Below are 1,713 nucleotides of genomic sequence, written 5' to 3'. Positions count from 1 at the left end.
GCGGCACCGGGGACGCCCGGACCCGGACCTCGCGGGCGCTGTCCGACGAGGTCGCGGCCGCGATGGCCGCCGGACCGGTCCGCGAGCTGGTGACGGCCGGTCAGACCCACCGCGTCTGGGTCGACCGGCGCGAGGCCCAGTTCAGCTCGTGGTACGAGTTCTTCCCCCGCTCCACGGGCGGGTGGGACGAGCGGGGCCGGCCCGTCCACGGCACCTTCGCCACCTCGCGCACCCACATCGACCACGCCGCGGACATGGGCTTCGACGTGGTGTACCTGCCGCCCATCCACCCGATCGGGGTGGTCAACCGGAAGGGCCGCAACAATTCGCTCACCCCGGACCCGGGCGACGTCGGTTCGCCCTGGGCGATCGGTTCCGCGGACGGCGGCCACGACGCGGTGCACCCGGAGCTCGGCACCATCGAGGATTTCCGCGAGCTGGTCGAGTACTCCGCCACGAGGGGTGTCGAGATAGCGCTGGACCTGGCGTTGCAGTGCGCGCCGGACCACCCGTGGGCGAAGGCGCACCCCGAGTGGTTCACGGTGCTGCCCGACGGGCACATCGCCTACGCCGAGAACCCGCCCAAGAAGTACCAGGACATCTACCCCGTCAACTTCGACCTCGATCCCGAGGGGATCTACGCCGAGGTGCTCCGGGTGGTGCGGCTGTGGACCTCCCTGGGCGTCCGGATCTTCCGGGTGGACAACCCGCACACCAAGCCGGCCGACTTCTGGAGCCGCCTGATCGCCGAGGTCAAGCGCACGGAACCGGACGTGCTGTTCCTCGCCGAGGCCTTCACCCGTCCCGCCCGCATGTTCGGCCTGGCCAGGCGGGGCTTCTCGCAGTCGTACACCTACTTCACCTGGAAGACCACCAAGTCCGACCTGGTGGAGTTCTGCGAGCAGCTGCTGGCGCACGTCGACGAGGCCCGGCCCAACATGTTCACCAACACCCCCGACATCCTCCACGAGTCGCTGCAGCGCGGGGGCCCCGCGATGTTCGCGATCCGGTCGACGCTCGCGGCCACGCTGTCCCCGGCGTGGGGCGTGTACTCGGGCTTCGAGCTGTTCGAGTGGCAGCCCGTCACCGACGGCAGCGAGGAGTACCTGGACTCGGAGAAGTACGAGCTCCGGCCCCGGGACTTCGCCGGTGCCGAGGCGGCGGGCCAGTCCCTCGCCCCGTGGCTGCGGACCCTCAACCGGATCCGTCGGGAGCACCCCGCCCTCCAGCAGCTGCGCACCCTGCGGTTCCACGATGTGGACAACGACCAGATCCTCGCCTACTCCAAACTCGACCCCACCACCGGCGACTGCGTCCTCACGGTGGTCTCACTCGACTCACACGGCGTCCAGGAGGGCACCCTGAGGCTGGACATGGCCGCCCTCGGGTACGACGACGACGCCCGGTTCAGCGTCCACGACGAGGTCTCCGGCAGCGAGTTCCACTGGGGTTCGAGCAACTACGTGCGACTCGAGCCGTGGACGGCGGTCGCACACATCGTCGTGGTCCCGCCGTGCGATGAAGCACGTAGGGTCGAACTGACCTACCGCACGCACATCGTGGATTGAGGGACAACGGCATGGGAAAGCACCACGGCAAGGGCCGACCCGCTACCGAGAGCTCCGCCACGGCGCCCGGCAGGGTGCCACCGCCCGTCGACCCCGGGGCGGCCTGGCGGACGCCCGAGGAGGTCGCCCGCGACGAGGCGGGGCG

At 70.4% G+C, this 1,713-nt stretch carries 1 protein-coding gene; it reads left to right on the top strand.

The window, feature by feature from the left end; translation table 11 throughout:
- Nucleotides 1–1,568, top strand: a 1,568-nt coding sequence (locus tag G6022_RS15315) for an alpha-1,4-glucan--maltose-1-phosphate maltosyltransferase (protein WP_182691923.1), incomplete at its 5' end; no start/stop codon positions are given.
- Nucleotides 1,569–1,713 lie beyond the last annotated feature (145 nt).

The organism is Dietzia sp. Cai40, from assembly GCF_014145165.1.
GTDB classification, from domain to species: Bacteria; Actinomycetota; Actinomycetes; order Mycobacteriales; family Mycobacteriaceae; genus Dietzia; species Dietzia natronolimnaea.
The sequence above is the reverse complement of the archived record's forward strand: the minus strand, read 5'-3'. Positions and strand labels throughout refer to the sequence as shown.